The 15,956-nt window shown below is 58.4% G+C and carries 16 protein-coding genes and 1 tRNA gene; 11 read left to right on the top strand and 6 right to left on the bottom strand.

Annotated elements, in window-relative coordinates; genetic code table 11:
* Positions 1-75: 75 nt before the first annotated feature.
* From terL to AC2FF7_RS03140, 3 genes are read right to left on the bottom strand one after another with little or no spacing between them, the layout of a single operon-like run.
* A complete protein-coding gene (gene terL / locus AC2FF7_RS03150) occupies positions 76-1,554 on the bottom strand; it encodes a phage terminase large subunit (protein WP_496905182.1) in 1,479 nt (492 codons plus the stop codon).
* Positions 1,541-1,972 (bottom strand): DUF5681 domain-containing protein, encoded by a 432-nt coding sequence (locus AC2FF7_RS03145; RefSeq protein WP_170752099.1) that lies wholly within the window; start codon positions 1,970-1,972, stop codon positions 1,541-1,543. The genes terL and AC2FF7_RS03145 overlap by 14 nt, the downstream gene beginning before the upstream one ends.
* Entirely contained in the window at positions 1,965-3,359 is a 1,395-nt protein-coding gene (locus AC2FF7_RS03140) for a site-specific DNA-methyltransferase (protein ID WP_496905181.1), read from the bottom strand. Before AC2FF7_RS03140 ends, AC2FF7_RS03145 begins: the two co-directional genes overlap by 8 nt.
* A gap of 457 nt (positions 3,360-3,816) precedes the next feature.
* On the opposite strand from AC2FF7_RS03140, the gene AC2FF7_RS03135 reads away from it, so the two are divergent.
* The 3 genes from AC2FF7_RS03135 to AC2FF7_RS03125 are packed head-to-tail and all read left to right on the top strand — an operon-like array spanning position 3,817 to position 6,136.
* Positions 3,817-4,047, top strand: coding sequence for a DUF3489 domain-containing protein (locus tag AC2FF7_RS03135; protein ID WP_496905180.1), 231 nt, complete (start codon positions 3,817-3,819; stop codon positions 4,045-4,047).
* The gene (locus AC2FF7_RS03130; protein WP_480869270.1) at positions 4,044-4,460 is read left to right on the top strand and encodes a DUF2924 domain-containing protein; all 417 of its coding nucleotides are present in this window, start codon (positions 4,044-4,046) and stop codon (positions 4,458-4,460) included. Before AC2FF7_RS03135 ends, AC2FF7_RS03130 begins: the two co-directional genes overlap by 4 nt.
* The gene (locus tag AC2FF7_RS03125) at positions 4,457-6,136 is read left to right on the top strand and encodes a recombinase family protein (RefSeq protein ID WP_496905179.1); all 1,680 of its coding nucleotides are present in this window, start codon (positions 4,457-4,459) and stop codon (positions 6,134-6,136) included. Before AC2FF7_RS03130 ends, AC2FF7_RS03125 begins: the two co-directional genes overlap by 4 nt.
* 375 nt (positions 6,137-6,511) lie before the next feature.
* Here AC2FF7_RS03125 and AC2FF7_RS03120 read toward each other — a convergent pair.
* Positions 6,512-6,601 (bottom strand) — tRNA-Ser (locus AC2FF7_RS03120).
* Positions 6,602-6,802: 201 nt separating this feature from the next.
* Here AC2FF7_RS03120 and AC2FF7_RS03115 point away from each other — a divergent pair.
* From AC2FF7_RS03115 to AC2FF7_RS03080, 8 genes are all read left to right on the top strand, one after another.
* On the top strand, positions 6,803-7,945 hold the full coding sequence (locus AC2FF7_RS03115; RefSeq protein ID WP_480869274.1) for an SPOR domain-containing protein: 1,143 nt from the start codon (positions 6,803-6,805) through the stop codon (positions 7,943-7,945).
* Positions 7,946-7,994: 49 nt separating this feature from the next.
* Positions 7,995-9,128 carry a D-alanyl-D-alanine carboxypeptidase family protein gene (locus AC2FF7_RS03110; protein WP_496905298.1) on the top strand — a complete coding sequence of 378 codons (1,134 nt, stop codon included), beginning with the start codon at positions 7,995-7,997 and terminating at the stop codon, positions 9,126-9,128.
* A gap of 12 nt (positions 9,129-9,140) precedes the next feature.
* Complete coding sequence (tmk, locus tag AC2FF7_RS03105; protein WP_480869276.1) at positions 9,141-9,749, top strand: dTMP kinase; 609 nt, start codon at positions 9,141-9,143, stop codon at positions 9,747-9,749.
* 10 nt (positions 9,750-9,759) lie between these two features.
* Positions 9,760-10,881, top strand: a complete 1,122-nt coding sequence (locus tag AC2FF7_RS03100) for a DNA polymerase III subunit delta' (RefSeq protein WP_480869278.1) — start codon at positions 9,760-9,762, stop codon at positions 10,879-10,881.
* On the top strand, positions 10,878-11,684 hold the full coding sequence (locus AC2FF7_RS03095; RefSeq protein ID WP_480869280.1) for a TatD family hydrolase: 807 nt from the start codon (positions 10,878-10,880) through the stop codon (positions 11,682-11,684). The genes AC2FF7_RS03100 and AC2FF7_RS03095 overlap by 4 nt, the downstream gene beginning before the upstream one ends.
* The gene (locus tag AC2FF7_RS03090) at positions 11,681-12,478 is read left to right on the top strand and encodes an MBL fold metallo-hydrolase (RefSeq protein WP_480869282.1); all 798 of its coding nucleotides are present in this window, start codon (positions 11,681-11,683) and stop codon (positions 12,476-12,478) included. Before AC2FF7_RS03095 ends, AC2FF7_RS03090 begins: the two co-directional genes overlap by 4 nt.
* A 42-nt stretch (positions 12,479-12,520) precedes the next feature.
* Complete coding sequence (locus tag AC2FF7_RS03085; RefSeq protein ID WP_480869284.1) at positions 12,521-13,453, top strand: AEC family transporter; 933 nt, start codon at positions 12,521-12,523, stop codon at positions 13,451-13,453.
* Between the two features lie 71 nt (positions 13,454-13,524).
* On the top strand, positions 13,525-14,223 hold the full coding sequence (locus tag AC2FF7_RS03080; protein ID WP_496905178.1) for a CbiX/SirB N-terminal domain-containing protein: 699 nt from the start codon (positions 13,525-13,527) through the stop codon (positions 14,221-14,223).
* Positions 14,224-14,234: 11 nt separating this feature from the next.
* On the opposite strand, the gene AC2FF7_RS03075 is transcribed toward AC2FF7_RS03080, so the two are convergent.
* Together AC2FF7_RS03075 and AC2FF7_RS03070 are read right to left on the bottom strand one after the other, a co-directional pair.
* A complete protein-coding gene (locus AC2FF7_RS03075; protein WP_496905177.1) occupies positions 14,235-15,257 on the bottom strand; it encodes a GGDEF domain-containing protein in 1,023 nt (340 codons plus the stop codon).
* Positions 15,254-15,841 (bottom strand): heme NO-binding domain-containing protein, encoded by a 588-nt coding sequence (locus tag AC2FF7_RS03070; protein WP_170724230.1) that lies wholly within the window; start codon positions 15,839-15,841, stop codon positions 15,254-15,256. The genes AC2FF7_RS03075 and AC2FF7_RS03070 overlap by 4 nt, the downstream gene beginning before the upstream one ends.
* Positions 15,842-15,956 lie beyond the last annotated feature (115 nt).

The following is a 15,956-nucleotide window of genomic DNA, read 5'->3' as shown; positions in this document are numbered from 1 at the left end:
GGCCGCTCTCAGGATTGGTCCGACATCGGCCCTCCCTGCACTATTCAACGAGTTTTCAAGCTTGACGCTGAGGTTCTACCGCCGTCTGACCCTCTCTCGATTGCGCTCCCGACGTTCGATGTTGATCCGGTGGTCCCGGCCCAATGCCCGGTAGAATCCCAGTCCCTTGGACCAGTTCAGAAAATGGGCAAAGCTGTCGACCTGATCGTCGTTGCGCCCGCGTGGAAAGGACTGAAGCTCTCGTTTGAATACCGGCAGCCAGGGTGCGTCTGCAGGCAGATACACCTTGCCCTCTTCGACAGGACCGCAAGCGGACTGGAACCGGGTTTCCTTGTCCTTGTCGGGTTTAATGCGTTCGTAGCGCCGACGGTCATCACGAAACAGCTCGTCCAAAAGAGGTTTGCCTGAGGCAGCATCTTCGATCAGAACGCGATCCGGTTCCCAACGGTGAACAAGCTGCAGTGCCTTGGCTTTTAGGTCTGGGTAGTCTACCTGCCCGCGCCAGGCGTCGATAAGATACCACGCATTTTCGCGGAACCCCCAGGTTGTACAGGCCGAGAAGTCGGATCGGGGATCCGCTGACATGCCCGTATCCCAGCTCTGAACGACCAGCTGGAACCAACGACGATCTTCGATGGTCTCGTAGGTGCCAAACCACTCCCAGCGCAAGGGTGATCCGTCTGGCGCAATGGGGTTCTGCTGATACTGGCAATTGAACACGGCTGCGCCCATTTCACGACGCTTGGTATCCAGCGTGTTCTGATCCAGGCGCGACGGGCACAGAAGATCACCCGGCTTGCGGCGCATGACCCTTCCACGCCCAAGAGGAACCGTTTCATGGTCTTCGGCGATGGCAGGCAGATCCAGATGCCGATAGGTGCCGCGTTCGAGCAGATAACCCGGCGGATCCATCTCGTGCAGCCGCTGTGCAACCATAACCACACGCCCTTCGGCCGGGTTGTCGAAGCGCGACAGCAAGGTCCCCTCAATGAACTCCTGTGCCTTGACCAGCTCGGCCTCGGAACCCGCATCACCAGCTTTCAGCAGGTCATCGATGATGATGTAATCGGCGCCATGGCCAGTAACAGAACTGCCGATGGAGACAGCCTTGCGACTGCCTCCCTTTGTGGTGCGGATTTCTTCTGAGGTGTTGCCCTTTTTAGCCAAGACAGTTTCAGGGAACATTTCCCGGTACCAGCGCGCAGACATGATCCGACGACAATCTTCGGAATGCTTGCGCGCCAGATCCAGCCCGTAGCTGGCAACAATAATCTTGGCGCTCGGTGAGTGCCCAAGAAGATAAGCGACATATGCAACGGCCACGGTGACCGATTTCAGGCAACGCGGCGGAATGTTGATGATCAACCGCTTGTTCTCGCCGACGCGAACGTTGTCCAACTCATGGCACATGGCCCGCACATGCCAGGCCGGATCAAAGCTGCGGTCACTCCCCTGGTGCAGCGTGTCAAACACACGCCACACGAAGGGAAAGAAATTGTCCCGGCAAACCTCGCGCGCGGCTTGCTGGACCATTCTGGGATCAGGAGCCGTCATCTTCCGCCTCCTCATCTTCAGGACCGCCGTCACTGCCCAGTTGGCCGGAAAAGAAATCCCGGAGGATATCAAAGTCAACACTGTCCGGCTCAACCGCACAGGCGCTTTCTTGCGGCTCCATGTCACTCGTGTTGAACAGATCTGTGTCCAGCTTCAGCAGCGCCATCAGCATTTTCGTGTCACCCTTCAATGCGCTGGCCGTGACCCGCTTGGCAATTGCCTCCGCCTTGGAAATCCGGACTTCCCGGTTGCCTTCGCGGACGGTGATCTTGGCTTCCAATTCGCGTTTCAGGCTGGCATTAACCCCTTTAGCACCTTTCGGGCGCCCTTTTGGATTGCCGGAGCGGCCTTTCTTGAACTGGGTTGCTTTGGGCGGTTTGCCGTAACCCACCTCATAGTCCTTCGTATCGTCAGACATGATCCGCCTCCAGCTCTGAGGTGGCATTGGTTGCCGCAGAACGCGCATCGAACGTCTCGCCTGTCACCGCGTGCACGGCGTTCTCACCGGTCATCTTCTGCCAACGGCGGATCGCGACATCGACATAAGCCGGATCGAGCTCAATCAATCGCGCCCAGCGTCCGGTCTTCTCAGCCGCCAGCAAGGTTGCACCGGACCCTCCAAAGGCGTCCAGCACGAGATCGCCACGATGGCTCACATCCATGATGGCATCTGCAACCAGTGCCGTTGGCTTTACTGTGGGATGATCTGAAAGATCGGCCTCGCGCTCTGCCCCAAAGCTGTTCACTCCGGCATAATCCCATATATTGGTGCGGTTGCGCCCGTGTTTGCCCAATTCGACATTGTTGATATGCGCAGCACCGGGCTTCTTAAAGATTGCGACCAGCTCGTGCTTGGAGCGGTAAAGGCTGCCCATGCCTCCGTTTGTCTTGTTCCAGACGCAGAGGTTGATGAGGTCCAATCCACCTGCCTTGCCCGCCGCAATCAACTCTTCAATGTGACGCCAGTCCATGCAGATCATCGCAATGCCCCCGTCTGGCAGACGGCCAAACAAATGGGTAATCATGCCTGAAAGAAAGCCGCGGAACTCGCTATCCGACATTTCTCCCGACGCCATGGCAAATTCGCGATGAGCGCCATCGGTGCCACAGCGGACATGCCCATTGACCGGTACGTTGTAAGGCGGATCAGTGAAGATCATCTGTGGTGTCTCGCCTTCCAGCAAGGTGTCGTAGCTCTGGGCGTGCAAGGCATCTCCGCAGAAGATGCGGTGATCTCCGAGAAGCCAGAGGTCGCCCGGCTGCGTGATGACAGGTGCCGCAGGGTCCGGGGTGTCTACAGTTTCAGCTTCGGTCTCCGCAGCCTCGCTCGCAGCGTCGATGATGATGTCGATCTCCGGCGTTTCGAACCCGGTGATATCCAGATCAAAATCGAGCTCGCCATCAAGGCTGAGATCCATCAGCTTGGCAAACTCGATCTGCAGAGCAGCTTCGTTCCAATCCGACAGTTCCGCCAGCTTGTTATCCGCGATCCGCAGGGCGCGCACTTCCGCTTTTGACAAGTGATCCGCGACAACAGTCGGCACGGACATCAACCCCAGGGCCTTAGCGGCCTCATAGCGGCCATGACCCGCAATGATTGTGCCCGAACCATCCAAAAGGATCGGAGTGACAAATCCAAACTGAGCCACCGACGCCTTCAGCTTGTCAATACTCTTGGCCGCGTGCACGCGGTTGTTGTTGGCGTATGGCTTGATCTGGCTGATCTGAGATTGGACGACTTTGTCCGCCATCCAGATCGGTGTGTTGGACGCCTTGGCGTCGCTCTGTGTTTTTTTGGCAGACATAGCCGCCTCCTTTCGTTTGACGCTCGTTAGCGTCGACAAGAAAGGATCGTGTTGGGAATTCGGAGAGAGCACGATTAACAACTCTCCGGACCAATCGATCCGGTTCGTTGCCCCTTCGAATGCTCTCTGCGGAAACCTGTGTTTCCAATGAGTGCTGCCTGCGGGAGCAGTTTCCCGCCCCGATAGTCCGGGCGATTGAGCCAAATGTAGGTGTCATCAATACGAGACGCAACCCCCAAACCAAAAGTAACCAAATCGTAACCAATTAAGATTGTTGACGAAAAATCGGGGGTACAACAGCAGCGCCCTGCAAAACACACCCCTTCTGAGGCTGCTCCAGAAAGGGCTGGACTGTTGCTATAAACCACGCACCAATGGTTCTACGCCCGAGCCAATCGGGCGCTCCTCGGTACCGGGGTTCGGCATCTCGCTGACCCAAGATCAGAGGAGACAGTTCATGGCCAAGCGGAAGCAAACCAAAATTGACAAGGTAAAAGCCTTGTTGCGCCGCCCGAGTGGCGCCAGCCTTGAGGCGCTCCGCAAAACAATAGGGTGGCAGCCTCATTCGGTCCGAGCGGCATTAAGTGGGTTACGGAAGAAAGGTGTCACAATTGAACGGCGCGCATCCGACAAGCCACATGGTTTTTCCACATATCACCTCACAGCAAACAAGGGCGGCGAGTCATGACCAAGACGAGCGATGTCGCCGATCTCGCCGCCATGGGTCGATCGGATCTGGTCACGCTTTGGCAGCAACTGTTTGATCAACCCGCCCCCACCATGCTCAGCCAACCCTTCCTGCGCCGTTTTATCGCCTTTGAGATGCAGTCCCGCCGTCATGGCGGGCTACCCCGGCAGGTCAAAGCCACGCTGGAAAAGGGCTCTAAGAAGAAGCCCCGGCCTATATGCCCTGCTCTTAAGCCCGGCGGGCGCCTGCTGCGCGAGTGGAATGGCGTAACCCATATGGTCGATGTGACAGGGGATGGTTTTACCTGGAACGGTCGGTCCTATCGCTCGCTCTCCGCCATCGCCCGAGAGATTACCGGCGCGCATTGGTCAGGGCCGCGTTTCTTCGGACTCACCGGAAAGATCGCCAAATGAGCCCGCGCCGTAAAATCCGATGCGCCATCTATACGCGCAAGTCCTCAGAAGATGGTCTGGACCAGGACTTCAATTCCCTGGACGCGCAATATGAGGCCTGCGCGGCTTATGTCGCCAGTCAACGACACGAAGGTTGGACCACTTTGCCAGACCGCTACGATGATGGCGGGCTGTCCGGCGGCACGCTCGAACGCCCCGCCCTTCGACGGCTGCTTGAAGAGATCGATGCAGGGCGTGTAGACATGGTGGTGGTTTACAAGATCGACCGGCTGACCCGGTCGCTTGCCGACTTCTCGAAGCTGGTCGAACGGCTGGAACAGGCAAACTGTTCCTTTGTTTCGGTTACACAGGCGTTCAATACCTCATCTTCCATGGGCCGGTTGACCCTGAACGTACTGTTGTCCTTCGCTCAGTTTGAGCGGGAAGTCACCGCCGAACGTGTTCGCGACAAAATAGCGGCGTCGAAGAAAAAGGGGCTCTGGATGGGTGGCAACCTGCCCCTGGGCTATGATCGCCACCCCGATCCGAAGGCAAGAACGCTGGTGGTGAATGAGGAGGAGGCCAGAACGGTCCGGCATCTCTTTCGGGTTTATGGCGAACTGGGTTGCCTGCGCCAAGTAGAAGAACGGGCAACGGCAGCAGACCTGCGGTCAAAACGCGTTGTTCGGACGGATGGAAGCGTGAAGGGGAATTGCCCACTTTCACGCGGCCAAATCTATTACCTACTGCGCAACCCGGTCTATCTCGGAAAAATCCGCCACAAGGATAAGATCTGGAACGGACAACACCCGGCGATCATCGACCAGGGCGTTTGGGACCGGGTGCAGGAGAAAATGCGCCAAGCGTCGCGGCGATCCCGTGCAGACCCTACACCCAATGAGCGCCAACACTCCACTGACCCCGGGGCTTGGCTCACCGGTCTGCTGCAGGACGAAACTGGTGATCGGTTGACGCCAACCCACACCACGCGCACAGGCCGACGGTTGCGCTACTACATCTCCAATCGGCTGATCTCGGGCGGCAAGGATACCTCCGGCTGGCGACTGCCCGGCCCGGCGCTGGAACACGCAGTCATTGATGTCATCGCCAGACATCTGCAAGACGCCGCCGCCGCGCATCAGGTACTGGCGCAGCCGGAGGCCGGGTCAGCGGAGGCGGTACAGACTTCAGTTGCGGATTTAGTAACCCGGCTTCAACGCCAAGCCGGTCAGGTCGGCGCTGCTCTTCTGACCAAAGGCAAGATTGCACGAGGACACATTGATCTCGAACTAAACCCCAAAACTCTGGCAAGCGCAATTTGCATTGCTGCCGACCATCTGCACCCAGATCTCACCCACATCACAGCATCCTTCGATCTGCGCCGCCGCGGCGTCGAGACCAAGGTCATCGCTGGAGACATGGCACCCCAACCTGATCCCCACCTCCGGTCCATGCTGATCCGAGCCCATGGCTGGGCGCGCGATCTGAAAGCCGGAGTTCAACTGATGGAGATTGCACGCCGCGAACGCGTCCCCGGCGCCTTCATCCGCACCCGTGCTCAGCTCGCGTTTCTTTCACCGAAGATTCAAGCCGCGATTCTCGACGGCACACAGCCGCCCGAACTCACACTCAAGCGCCTGGTCAGCGTGGCTCACCCACTTGACTGGGCCGAGCAAGAGCGCCTGTTCGGCTTCTAACACCTCCAGATCCGGCGTCCCTGATACGGGGTTCGCTCTCCCTGATCCGTCGGCACAATTCTCTGTTCCCGCAAGAAAATTCCCTGTTTAACGTTTTAGGGAATTTGCAGCATAAACCTCTGTAAAATATGCAGTTCTGACCCGAGAAATGACGGAACTCAGAGCCTTTTCGCGAAATTCCCCTGTAAATTGCCGGGTATCAGGGAAATTCGCCCCAAAGCGACCCCGCCAAAATGCACCACTGAGACCAGGGCCGGAATTGCGCCCTGAGTGTACGGTCTGCTCTGCCTCTGATTGAAAGCACATGCGCCAACGCACGGGAATTGCGGCACAATTCCGGGTCAGAAAACACAGCTGAAGTGAACCAGGTATGAGTGGCGGGGAGACAGGGATTCGAACCCTGGGAACGCTCTCACGTTCAACGGTTTTCAAGACCGCCGCATTCGACCACTCTGCCACCTCCCCGCGTGATGCTGGGTCTAAGGCGAACGCAAACCGGTGGCAAGACCAAATAGGGAATTCTTGCCGAAGCTGTCGCAGCGGTCTTTCCTTGATACCTTGCTCACGCTATGATCGGGCCACAAACCGTATCAGACCGGCGTTGCAGAACCGGCGAAACGCGGTGGGGTTCAGGAAACCGACCCCTTACAGGCAAGGGATAAAACGATGGATCGAGCGACCGAAACACGCGCAAAGCCGCTGGCGTTGGCGGTTCTGGCCGTGATGTCTTTGGTTCTGGCCGGATGCGAAGAAGCACTTGAAACCGGCAACGAAGCGACCGAGGCGTCTTCGGACAGCACCCAGAACTCAGCAAAACGAGAGATTTTCCCCGAAGCGACCGGAAACCCCCGTGACGATGTCGAGGCACCCGAGGTGTTTGCATTGACCGAGGCCGGGTTGTGGGATGGCCGTCCGTCTCTTGGTGGAATCTGGATCGCACATCCTGACGTCACCCAGCCAGAGCGCGTTCGCATCAAGAACACCGCAAACAACAAGACAGTCACAGGCGCTTTGTTCCGGCGGGAACGCAACTTACCGGGCCCTGCATTGCAGCTGTCGTCTGACGCAGCAGTAAAGCTTGGCATTCTCGCCGGTTCTCCAACACGGGTCGAGGTCGTCGCCCTGCGGCGTAAACCCGTCGAGCCTGCGCCAAAAGCAGAACCCGAAACCTCTCCGGAACCCGAGGTCGCAGAACCGGTTACAGGCGACGCTCCGACCGAAGATCAAACCGCCGAGGCCGAAGATAAACCCAAGCGGAAGTGGTGGCAGAAAAAGGAAACCGCTGCTGCTGCGGGCACTGCCGCTGTGGCAGCGGATGCCGCCGCCGAGACCACGACCGAAGTTGCCGAGACTGCCGTGGAAGCTGCGCCTGAGGTGGCGACTTCCACTCTGTCTGATCCCGAAGTCACCCCGCCTGCGGACGCGTCCACCAAGAAGAAATGGTGGCAAAAGAAATCTTCTGACGAAATCACCCAGACATCGCTCGACCCGATTGAAGGGGCTGCGGCGGCGATCGAGGCGTCTGAACCAACCCCGCCCACCGCTGCGGCATCGGCAGAATCCGATACTGCTTCGGTATCCAAACCATATGTTCAGGTTGGCACATTCAGCGTCGAAGAAAATGCTGAAAGCGCTGCTCGGAAAATTCGCCGCAATGGCCTGACAACCGAAGTACGCGAGTTAAAAACCGGCGAGAAATCAGTCTGGAGAGTTCTTGTCGGCCCTGCCAAAACCCGGGGCGAACGCACCGCTTTGCAGCGCGACGTCAAGGATCTGGGCTTTACCGACGCTTTCGTCGTCAAGAACTGAAAAGCAGGAGGTTACTGTGCTGTCCACTTTGCGATCATCCGTTCTGGCAATGGGGTTGGCGCTGACCGCTCTGCCCGCCTTCGCCTTTGATACATCCGCCCGCGCAGCCTATGTGATGGACCAGACAACAGGCACTGTGCTTTTGTCGAAAGACGCCGAACAACCCTTGCCCCCGGCCTCAATGTCGAAGCTCATGACCCTATATGTCGCGTTCGAGGCGTTGCGGGATGGACGTCTTACTCTGAACGAAACCCTACCCGTGTCTGAACACGCCATGAGCTATGGCGGCTCGACGATGTTCCTGAACACACAAGACCGCGTGTCAGTCGAGGACTTGCTGCGCGGCATCATCGTTCTGTCCGGCAATGACGCCTGTGTTGTCATCGCCGAGGCGCTCAGCCCCGACGGAACCGAGGCGGGTTTCGCTCGGTATATGACACAGCGCGCGGAACAGTTGGGCATGGACAATTCCACTTTTGCCAACTCGAACGGCTGGCCTGCAGCCGGGCACATGATGTCGGTTCACGATCTTGCCATACTGGCCGATCGGTTGATCACAGATTTCCCAGAATATTATCCCCTGTTCGCCGAGGAAGAGTTTGAATTCGATGGCCGCGCGCCTTCGAACAAGCGCAACCGCAACCCGTTGTTGAAGCTGGGGATCGGTGCGGATGGTTTGAAAACCGGCCACACGCAAGAGGCCGGCTATGGACTTGTGGGCTCGGCCAAGCAGGGTGATCGCAGGGTGATCTTTGTGCTCACCGGCCTGGACAGTACCGGCGCCCGGGCAGAGGAGGCCGAGGCCGTGGTTAACTGGTCGTTTCGAAATTTTGTCGAGAGGACAATTGCCAACAAAGACGCGCCGATAGCCGAAGCCGAGGTTTGGATGGGGGCGCAAAAGACGGTTGGCCTTGTACCCGAAGACGATCTGAACATGCTGCTGCCGGTTCTGGGCGACGAAAACGTAGCTGCCGAGGTCGTCTATGACGGCCCGATCAACGCTCCGATTGCCAAGGGTCAGAAACTGGCCGAACTGGTCATCAAGCCTGAAGGTCTGCCCGAAATTCGGCGCCCTCTGGTCGCGGTACAGGATGTGGCCGCGGGTGGTTTTCTGGTTCGGATGATGACCGTTGGAGGGATCGTTCTGACCGATGTGATCGGCAACCCTCTGGACGCTTTTTGACAAGGGCACCGCGTGTTTCTGACTTTTGAAGGCATTGATGGGTCGGGCAAGTCCTCGCAGGCGCGTATGCTGGCCGATCACTTGCGCGGATTGGGTCGCGACGTTGTTCTGACCCGCGAACCCGGCGGTTCAGCCGGGGCCGAGGAAATCCGCCGGCTGGTACTGGAAGGTGATCCGGACCGTTGGTCAGCCGAGACCGAGCTGCTGCTGTTCACCGCCGCCCGCCGCGACCATATGGAACGCACTATTGAACCAGCGCTGGCGGCTGGAAAGGTCGTAATTTGCGACCGCTTCGCCGACAGCACCCGCATGTATCAGGGCATGTCGCGCGGCAATCTGCGCCCTCTGGTCGATCAGTTGCACAAGCTGATGATCGGGCGCGAACCCGACCTGACCGTCCTGATCGACATGGACCCGGAAATCGGCCTGTCCCGCGCCAAAGGGCGGCAAGGCACAGAAGAACGGTTCGAGGATTTCGGACTGGAATTACAACAGAAAATGCGCTCCGGGTTTCTGGCGCTGGCCGATGAGTTCTCGGACCGCTTTCGCGTGATTGATGGCAACCGAGACATGGACAGTGTAGCCCGCGATGTGACAGATATCGTCCTGCAATCCTTGTGACGGACGACCCATGAGCGACGACACCCCCACCCCGGATCAGGCCCCCGGTGCCCCGCACCCGCGCGAAACTGCGACCTTGTTCGGGCAGTCCGAGGCTGAACAGGCGTTTCTGAACGCTTATAACTCGGACCGCTTGCATCATGGTTGGCTGCTGACCGGACCCCGCGGGGTGGGTAAAGCGACCCTGGCTTGGCAGATCGCAAGGTTCCTGCTGGCGACCCCTCCGGCCGAGGATGACGGGCTGTTCGGTGCCCCCCCGCCCCCTGAGACGCTCGCGATCGACCCCGACCACCCCGTCGCCCACCGCATTCAGGCCGGGGCCGAGCCCGGCCTTGCCGCTATCACCCGGTCATTGAACGATCAGGGACGGTTGCGGACCGAAATCGTAGTGGATGACATCCGCAAGCTGGGCAAATTCTTCGGCCTGTCTTCGGCCGATGGCGGGCGGCGCGTGGTGATCGTGGATTCAGCCGATGAGATGAATGTTAGTGCAGCCAACGCCCTTTTGAAAATGCTGGAAGAACCGCCCGCGCGCACGACTCTGCTGTTGATCTCGCACCAGCCCTCACGCCTTCTACCAACAATCCGGTCGCGCTGCCGAACCCTGCGCCTATCCCCGTTAAGGGCCGAAGACATGCAGTCCGCACTGGCGCAGACCGGGGCCGAATTGCCCGCGCAGCCGGATCATCTGGCCGCCCTCGCCGCTGGCTCTGTCGGGGACGCGGTGCGCCTGATCAACCTCGGCGGGCTCGAAATCTACGCCGAATTCATCGCCATCCTCGGCACCCTGCCCCGCATGGACCGTCAACGCGCCCTGAAACTGGCCGAGGTCGCCGCCCAGCGCGGCGCAGCTGAGCGGTTCGAGTTGCTGCTGACCCTGATCGACGTGGCCTTGTCCCGTCTTGCCCTGACCGGCGCGACTGGAGCAGCACCCCTGCCCGAAGCCGCTCCACATGAGGCCGAAATCCTGTCGCGCCTGTCCCAATCCCCCCATCAGGCCCGCAAATGGGCTGAGGTGGCTGCAACAATCACCGCCCGCGCACGACATGGTCAGGCGGTGAACCTTGACCCTGCCGCTCTGGTCCTAGATACGGTGTTCAAGATACAGGAAACCGCCGGTCAGAGCAGATGAGCGACACCCCTCAGATCACCGACAGCCATTGCCATCTGGACTTCCCCGATTTCGAAGGCCAGTTGGACCAGATCGTTGCCAATGCGATTGGCGCGGGCGTAACCCGTATGGTCACAATCTGCACCAAACTGCGCAACGAACCCAGCGTCCGCGCGATAGCCGACACCCACGCTCCCGTCTTCTACGCCGCGGGCACCCACCCCATGAGCGCTGCGGATGAGCCGATGGCCACCGTAGGCGAACTGGTCGCTCTGGCGCAGCATCCAAAATTCGTTGGTATTGGTGAAACCGGGCTGGATTACCACTACACCGCCGACAGCGCCGAAGTGCAAAAACAATCTCTGCGTGTCCATATCGAGGCGGCCCAGCGCACCGGCCTACCCCTGATTATCCACGCCCGTGCAGCGGACGAGGACATGGCCCGCATTCTGGCCGAGGAACATCGCAACGCGCCTTATTCCTGTGTGATGCACTGCTTTTCGTCGTCGGCGGAACTGGCCAAAGCCGCGCTGGATCTGGGTTTTTACCTGTCCATGTCCGGCATCGCGGCCTTCCCCAAAAGCCAGGAGCTGCGCGATATCTTCGCCACCGCCCCGGTCGACCGCGTTCTGGTTGAAACCGATGCGCCCTATCTGGCCCCGCCCCCGTTTCGCGGCAAACGCAACGAGCCCGCCTATACCGCCCACACCGCCCGAAAGGGGGCCGAGGTGTTCGGCATGGACTATGCCGATTTCGCCGCGCAGACCCAGTTGAACTTCGAGCGGCTGTTTACCAAAGCCGCGACCTACAAGGCGGCTGCATGACCCAGCTGCGCTGCACCATTTTGGGCTGCGGATCTTCCGGCGGCGTGCCTCGGCTGGGCGGGCACTGGGGCGAGTGTGATCCCGAGAACCCAAAGAACATCCGCCGTCGCTGCTCGATGCTGGTGGAACGGGACGGGCCCAAGGGCACAACCTCAGTCCTGATCGACACTACACCGGATATGCGCAGTCAGTTACTGGATACGGGTACTGGGCGGCTGGACGGGGTGGTCTACACCCACAGCCATGCCGACCACGTCCACGGCATCGACGACCTGCGTATGATCGTGTTCAACATGCGCACCCGTGTGCCCGTCTGGGCCGATGGCGACACTCAGAACGACCTGCTCGGGCGGTTCGGATATGCGTTCATCCAGCCTGACAGCTCGCCCTACCCGCCGATCCTTGATCTGAAAACCATCAGTGGCCCGTTCGAGATCGACGGCCCCGGCGGCCCGATCCCGTTGCAGCCGTTCAAGGTTAATCACGGCTCGATCGACGCGTTGGGCTTTCGGATTGGCGGACTGGTCTATCTGCCTGACGTGGCCGAGATCTATGACGACGCATGGCCTGCACTGCAAGGGCTGGACTGTTTGGTCATCGACGCGCTGCGCCGCACGCCGCATCCAACTCACGCGCATCTGGAAAAGACGCTCGGTTGGATCGAACAGCTCCAGCCCAAGCGCGCGGTGTTGACCAATATGCACATCGATTTGGACTACGCCACGGTCGAGGCTGAAACCGCCGACCACATCACCCCTGCCTATGATGGCATGGTGATCCATCAGGCCCTTTAAATAGCCCATGGTGCCTGCCGTAATACTCCACAGGATGGCACCATGCTGCAAAGCCTGATCGACGTTATCCTGCCAGTATTTCTGGTGATCGGTGCCGGGTACACAGCCACCGCGTTAGGCTATTTCAAAGAGGCCCATATCGACGGGCTAATGAAGTTCACTCAGGGGTTCGCCATCCCGTGCCTGCTGTTTCTGGCTATCGCCAATCTGGACCTCAGCGCCAGTTTCGACCCACGCCTACTGTTCAGTTTCTACACCGCTGCGGGTCTATGTTTCTGCGCAGGTCTGTTCGGTGCGCGCCTGATTTTCCGGCGCGAGTGGGAAGATTGCGTCGCCATCGGCTTCTGCTGCCTGTTCTCGAACTCGGTCCTGCTGGGGCTGCCAATTACCGAACGCGCTTATGGTCCGGAAAACCTGGCCGGGAACTACGCGATCATCGCCTTCCATGCGCCATTTTGCTATGGCATCGGCATCACAGTGATGGAGGTCATTCGTAGTCGCGGCCACGGTGGCACGCGGATGGTGCGCTCGGTCTTGTCTGCTATGTTCCGCAATGCACTGATCCTGGGGATAGCGTTGGGGTTTATCGTAAACCTATCCGGGATCGGTGTGCCCGGAGTGGTCAATGACGCTCTTGGCTTGATCACCCGTGCGGCCCTGCCCGGCGCATTGTTTGCCTTGGGCGGCGTACTGGTCAAATATCGACCCGAGGGTGATTTACGCACCATTGCCTATGTCTGCGGCGTTTCGCTTATGCTGCACCCCAGCCTTGTCTGGTTGTTCGGCTCGACTGTGGGATTGCCGCAAGACTTGTTCCGCTCAGGGGTGCTGAACGCTGCCATGGCACCCGGCTTTAACGCCTACATATTCGCGAACATGTATGGCCGCGCCAAACGGGTCGCGGCCTCCTCCGTTTTAGTCGGCACCGGCGCCTCGATCCTGACGGTCTGGCTGTGGCTTACGTTGTTGGGTTGATACGTTCGCAAGGCGCATTGACTTCGCCAAAACACACGCCACCTTTGGCAGAACCAAACAGGATCGCACCTATGCCAAACGCTGTAATTGTCGCCCACGGTCAACCGTCTGACCCCGAGCCAGCCGAAGCGGCCCTGGCGGCTTATGCGGCCGAGGTGAATGAAATGTGCAGTGGGGTGAATGTCACTTCTGCAACGCTCGCTGCACCAAGCAAGCTAGAACATTGCCTGGACGACTTACCTGATGACACGGTAATTTACCCATTGTTCATGGCCAAAGGTTGGTTTGTCACTAGCGCTTTGCCAAAACGGCTGGGGGGAAGAGAATTGCGCATCCTCGATCCTCTTGGCGTTGATAAAGCCCTTCCAGCCATCGCTGCCGAGGCGATTGGATCGACCATTCAATCAAACACATGGTCAACAGACCAGTGCAACTTGATCCTCGCTGCACATGGATCGGGTCGCAGCCGCAATCCTTCGGCTGTCGCCAATCAGTTCGCGGAACTCGTGAGTGAGAGGATCAAGCTGAAGTCCATCCGGGTAGGATTCGTTGAAGAGGCCCCTTCGATTTCTGAGGCGGCGGCAAACTCTGGGCAAATCGCGCTTTGCCTGCCTTTCTTCGCGTGCCGCGGCGGTCATGTGTTGGAAGACGTACCTCAGGAATTGGAACAAGCTGGATTTCAAGGGAAGGTCATGCCTGTAATAGGCGAACTCGCCGGAGTAAAACGCCACATCTCGGCTGTTCTGGCACAGGCTTTCGAAAAAGTTTAAGTCGTGAAAGCTTAGTGCGGCGAGGCTTGCGAATGCGCAGTTTGTACGCGCTGACCCAAAAATGACGAATACAGGCAATGCCTTGATCGCCCCATTCGCTTGGCCTCATAGAGGGCCTGATCTGCCGCATTCAAAATCTCGGCTGCTTTCGGCGCCTGAAACTGCGTCGACAACGCAGTGCCAATACTAGCTGATATCTGACACACGGCCCCCTCAAAGATCATGGGTTGTCGCAACCTGTCAATCAGGCGGGACGCAATTGCGGACAGAACAGATTCGTCGATCAGGTGTTTGAAGATGATGACAAATTCATCGCCACCAACCCTTGCGACAGTATCGTCGTTTCGGGTTTCTTCGATCATAATACAAGCCGCCTGTTGCAGGACATAGTCGCCCGCCGCGTGACCGTATCTGTCGTTCACTGACTTAAAAAAATCCAGGTCCAGATGCATCAAGGCAAATGGCGTGTCACCAGAAGCCAAATGCCCAAGCAACACATCCATGGCCCTGCGGTTTTTCAACCCGGTCAGCATATCCGTGTATGCCTGTTCCTCGGCCGCCAGCATCGCGCCCTGCAGGCGCAGGTTCAAAGATCGCGACGCCTCCATCGCGGCAGACTTAGCCTCGACCAGATAAAGTAGCTCGATCGCGAGATCCGTTCCTGAGAAATCCGCACTGGTCAGCGCATAGTCACGAACCGCATCCAAAATAGAAATTCCGAAGGACAGGTTTATCACCGCCCCCTGCCCGTTTGGCAAAGGAGCGATCAACCCCTTGAGCGCTGTGTGTGGCTCACCCTTTATTCTCAGGTGCAACTTCGCTCCGGCCAAGGACGAGAGCGCTGCGAGCGTCGTCACTTTGCGAGGTCTGACAAGCTCGAATACTTCCAAAAAGTCTTTTCCAGGCATTGGCTGATCTGGACGCAACTTCTGCAGGGTCGGACCGACCTGCGCGATTCTACCCCCACCATCCACAAGAACAAACATCGGACACAAAGTCCCAAGCATACCTGCAAGATCATCGATTTCGATCATGGCTTCCTGGCCCCCAGATCGAAATTCCGCCCGGCGGAAAATGCGCTTTCAACGAGTGCAATCGTGATGACCTCGACCTCGCCTTGCTGTCCTTCATGGGTTAGGAAGGCAAGCGCCCCGTAGTCGTCGGCCACAGCGCGCAATACCCCAACCATGACACTGGCATACCCTGGCAAACCCGAATAGCAGTGCAAGTGATACTCTGACGAAGAGACCTCTCGCAGCTCCAGAAGAGGCAACCGCAAATCGGACACCGCCAATCTAACCCGATCCGAAAGATCATCCAAAGAATGCAGGAACTCTACATACGTATCGCCGCCAAATCGGAGTAGACGACGCAAATCCTCCATATTGGGGTGCGAAACCAAATAGGTTCCCAGATCTTCCAGAATCTCTGCTCGTGGGCGCTTTAGTTCGGCGCAAAGCGCATCCAGAACCCGCGTGGTCATCGCGTCATCGTAAACCAGCATTGCCTCGAACTCGGTAAAACCAAGATCTGCGGCATCAGTCACCCGCATCCAGCAAGATTGCCCGTATGTCGCGCTCACAAAGGACTGTACTGCCCGGTTTATCAGACCATGCATGGGAAGCCTCGGTTTGGTTTCCGATGCACTGTGACTCAGAAATCCTTAACAAAACGCGAAAATGCAAGTTCCGAGATGCAAAACACGCACAAGTCTCAAAGTGGAAGCCATTGGC

The organism is Ruegeria sp. YTSC325 (assembly GCF_059609525.1).
Note: the sequence above shows the minus strand (reverse complement) of the source record. Positions and strands in the feature narration are given on the sequence as shown.